The sequence below is a fragment of the Dietzia sp. DQ12-76 genome, assembly GCF_014145045.1.
Lineage (GTDB): Bacteria > Actinomycetota > Actinomycetes > Mycobacteriales > Mycobacteriaceae > Dietzia.
The window spans coordinates 1-4,228 of the sequence record NZ_JAALDV010000165.1 but is presented as its reverse complement, the minus strand read 5'-3'; the positions used below and the strand labels follow the sequence as shown (position 1 = coordinate 4,228).

Genomic DNA, 4,228 nt, shown 5'->3' with positions numbered 1-4,228 from the left:
CGGCCGGATGTGGCTGGCCCGGGACGCCGTCGCGGGCGTCTTGCCCGGCGACGCCATGGCCATCGCCGGATCGGCGGGCCGGAAGGGTTGTCGCTCCGGCGCGGCCGCGCCCTACGCTGTCCTGGTGAGTACACCTACCGGCGGCGCGGACATCCCCGACGATTCCGTCCTCGACTCCCTGCGCGGAGCGGTCGACCCGCTCGAAGCCCGACACGAATCCGATCCGGCTCGGCCGGCGGACCTGAGGACCCAGATCACCCGCTTCTTCCTCACGGGCGTCCTCTCGGCGGTCGTCGACTACGGTCTGCTGCAGCTGTTGATGCTGTTCGGCCTGGGCTACGGCCCCGCCAAGGCGCTGTCGTTCGTGGCCGGCACGCTCACGGCGTACTCGCTCAACCGCCGGTGGACGTTCCAGGCCGAACCCTCCCGCGCCCGCTTCGTCGCCACGATGGGGCTGTACGCGCTGATGTTCGGCGTGCAGTGGGGCCTGTTCATGCTGCTGGTGCCGTTGTTCCACGATCTGGGCTGGAGCACGTTCTGGGCCACGACGGTCGGGTACGTCATCGCACAGGGCGTGGCCACGGTCACCAACTTCATCGTGCAGCGCACCGTGATCTTCCGGGTGCGCTGACCCGTGGACTCCGGGGTGCGCTGACCGCCCTCCCGGGGCGAAGCCCGGCCGGGGGCTAGCCTGGACGGCGCGACCGCGCCTTCACCCGCCCGGGCGTCAGACGATCCCGCACCGACTCCCCAGGAGCACCCGCCACATGGACGCCACCACCGTGACAGCCGCAGGTGCCGACACCGGCTCCCTCCCGGCCGAGCGCGACCTGCTGTTGCAGCGCACCCTGTTCTCGGGCCCGCGCAGGTGGGTGAACGACGACCTGTACTCGCGGATCGTGCGGGGGGTCGTGCGCCGGACGCGCGCCGAGCTGCACCTGGACGCGGGGGCCGTCGTCGACACCAACACCTACTTCGGCCGGTTCGAGGCCTCCTATTGGCAGCGGTGGACATCGGTGTCCGAGCTGACCGTCCGGGTCGCGGTCGAGTCCGGGGGTCGCCTCGACGTCCTGGTCCGCGCCTCCGACATCGGCTCCCACGTGCGGACGGTGGACGTGTTCCACCACCACGGGGACGGCATGGCGGTGCTGAACGTGCCGGTGGACGCCTTCGTCGACGGCGGCGCGATGTGGTTGGAGTTCCACGCGGTGGATGCCGAGGCGACCGTGTCCGAGGTGACGTGGAGCGTGACGACGACGAGGCCGGCCCGCCGCGCGGCGGTGGCCATCTGCACCTTCAACAGGGCGGACGACTGTGCTGCCACCGTCGACTCGCTGGCGTCCGACCCGTTGGTGGCCGATCTGATCGACGATCTCTACGTGACGGACCAGGGAGCCGACCTTGTCGAGACGCGTGAGGCGTTCCACCGCGCGGCCGGGGAGTTCGGTGACCGGCTGCACTACCTCCGCCAGCCCAACCTCGGCGGTGCCGGGGGATTCAGCCGAGGGATGTTCGAGGCCACCGCCCCCGGCTCCGCCGGGCCGGTGGACGTACTGCTCATGGACGACGACGTGAGGGTCGAACCCGAGACGGTGCTGCGGCTGTTCGCCTTCGCGGCCGTGACCCGTGAGCCGATGCTCGTCGGCGCGCAGATGCTGTACCTGTTCAACCCGGACTACCTGCTGGTCTCGGCGGAGCGCACGCGGCTCGATCAGCTCGAGGGCGGACTGGACGCCGACGAGTACGCACTGCGCGACGAGTCCGTGGTGGACCACCGGCAGGAACGGCGGGTCGACGCCGAGTATAACGCGTGGTGGTCCTGTCTGGTGCCGGGGGAGGCGGTGGAGAGGGTCGGCCTGCCCCTGCCGTACTTCTTCCAGTGGGACGACATCGAGTACGGGCTGCGGTGCCGACAGGCAGGGATCCCCACCTGCACCCTGCAGGGTGCGGCGGTGTGGCACGCCGACTTCTACTGGAAGGACGGCGACGACTTCGGCCAGTTCTTCTCGATGCGCAACTCGCTGACCACAGCGGCCATCCGCCAGGGGATCGACCCGCGCGCCATGGCCGCGAACCTGGGACGGAGCGTCCTGAGGGCGGTCGTGGCGATGCAGTACGGGCTCGCCGCCACCCGCATGCGCGGCATCGAGGCGTTCCTCGACGGACCCGACGGCGCGCACGGCGTCGGCGACGGCGGGCAGGCCGCCCTGGCCGCGATCCGCGCCGAGCGCGCGGGATACCCCGAGACGGCCAGGCTCGCCGTCGACGCCCTCCCCGCGGGGATCACGGTGGAGCGCAAGGTGGGGATCCCCCGGGAGGACCGCGAGGACCAGGTGCTGGCCAAGCGATTGCTCGTCCAGAAGCTCGGCCGTCAGCGCCGCGGTGTCGTGGCCGTCCCCTACGAGGACGCGGCCTGGTGGCACGTCTCGCTCTTCGACGAGGTGTACGTGACCGACGCCTCGCAGACCGGGGTCCACCACCGGAAGGTCGACCCACAGCGGGTCACGGAACTGCAGAAACGCCTGGTCGCGCTGCTCGCCCGGTTCGTGCGGGAGGCCCCCGCGGCCCAGGAACGGTGGCGTGAGGCGCAGGCCCGCCTCACCACGCGGGAGAACTGGGCCCGGTTGTACGGGGTGTAGGGGGTCTGACCGGACTCGTCGGCGACGCTACTTCTTCGATGTCGGGGGCGCCTATACTCGGCGCACCCGGTGCCGCACCTCCCAGTTCCGAGGAGGCCGATATGTCCCCCGATCCGATGGGATGGTCCCGTGATCCGTCACCGTCCGGGACCGAGCACCGCAGGGCCGGGCGCGTGGCGGCGGAGCGTGCCCGGTTCGCGGCCCCCAGGGTGGCGGGCAGCGTCCTCACGACGGTGCGGATGCTGCTCGCGCGGCGACTTCACCATCCCCGGGACAACGTCGGGCGCGTGATCCGGTTCGACGACGGTTCCAGCGCCCGGGTGTACCGGGAGACGAGGGTCGAGGACGGCCGGGCCACGGATCCGGCGGTGGTGGTCGTGGGGTTCGTCCTCCGCGGTGTCCGCGGGCGAGGGCACCTTCTGTTCCGGCTGGAGAGTTGGCTGAACATCCCGTTGTTCGTGGGTTTTCCCGGCTTCACCTCGAAGCTGTGGTTGGGCCACGACGGCCTGGGCCGCTATCGGGGACTCTACGAGTGGGACGGCGCCGAGCGGGCGATCACGTACGTCGAGTCCCTGGCCTGGCTGCTCGACATGGTCTGCGTGCCGGGAACCGTCATGGCCCAGGTGATCCCCAGCACGCATCGGGATGACGTTCTGGCGCGTCGGGGGGAGCCGTCCGTCGACATGGACGGAGAGCGACGATGGTGGCTACCGGTCGCGCCGCCCGAGCAGGGCTGAACCCGTCCGGTCGCCGGGCTCTCCGGGCGGCTGTTCTCCCAGGACTGGATCGCCTGTCGTCGCAGCCCGTTCTCCCGCCGACACGGGCACGGATCCTTCCTGCCGCTGCGGCCCGGCCGGCCACCACCGGACATGGGGGCGTCTCCCGGGACCGGGTTGAGAGGACGCACGACCTGATCCGGCCTGCGGCCGTGCATCATCTGGTCGGCCGCGGTGTCGACGCTCCTACTGCCACCGCGCATCTGTCGGTCCACCCCCTCGAGGGCTGCTCCCGGGGGCGTTCCTCCACAGGCCCGCGCTGTCCACATGACCGGTGGTCGCAGACCGATCTCAGGGCCGTCCACCGGCTCCGGGGGGCAGAGTGTGCGGCATGCACTCACCGACTCCCTCTCCCGGGCCTGCGATCGTCACCTCCGTCGCTCGGTCCGTCGGACTGTTGCCGCCGGGACCGTTGACCACCGCCGAACTGGCGGCGGCGGTCCCCGACCCACGCGAGCGCGAGCGTTACGTCCGGATCTGGCACGGGGTCTACCGACGTGACGATCAGGTCGACGACCTCCGGCTACGGAGTGAGGCGCTGGCGCGGATCTGGCCCGAGGGGGTCCTGCGCGGGCGCAGCGCCGCACTGTTGTGGGGAGACGACTCGGCCCCGCCCGGTGCGCCGCCCGAGATCTGGCTGCCGGCCACCCGGAGGTCCCGCGAGGGACGGGTGTACCGCTATGGGGCGATGCCGTCGGCCGCCGTCACCGAGGTGGGCGGTCTCCGGGTCACCACCCCGCTGCGCACCTGCCGGGACCTGGCCTGTGACCTGGATCCCGAGGACGCGGTGGTGGCCGTGGAGCGGATGTGCGC

Annotated in this window: 3 protein-coding genes and 1 pseudogene; all 4 read left to right on the top strand. The window is 71.5% G+C overall.

The genetic code is table 11. The features are described 5' to 3' along the window. The first annotated feature begins 178 nt into the window (after nucleotides 1-178). Nucleotides 179-631 (top strand): GtrA family protein, encoded by a 453-nt coding sequence (locus G6019_RS06885; RefSeq protein WP_228549077.1) that lies wholly within the window; start codon nucleotides 179-181, stop codon nucleotides 629-631. A 136-nt stretch (nucleotides 632-767) separates the two neighbouring features. Then, entirely contained in the window at nucleotides 768-2,639 is a 1,872-nt protein-coding gene (locus G6019_RS06880; protein ID WP_182612753.1) for a glycosyltransferase, read from the top strand. A gap of 101 nt (nucleotides 2,640-2,740) precedes the next feature. Further along, nucleotides 2,741-3,376 (top strand): hypothetical protein, encoded by a 636-nt coding sequence (locus G6019_RS06875; RefSeq protein ID WP_182612752.1) that lies wholly within the window; start codon nucleotides 2,741-2,743, stop codon nucleotides 3,374-3,376. A gap of 370 nt (nucleotides 3,377-3,746) precedes the next feature. Further along, a pseudogene (locus G6019_RS06870) lies at nucleotides 3,747-4,228 on the top strand (hypothetical protein); the annotation flags it as partial.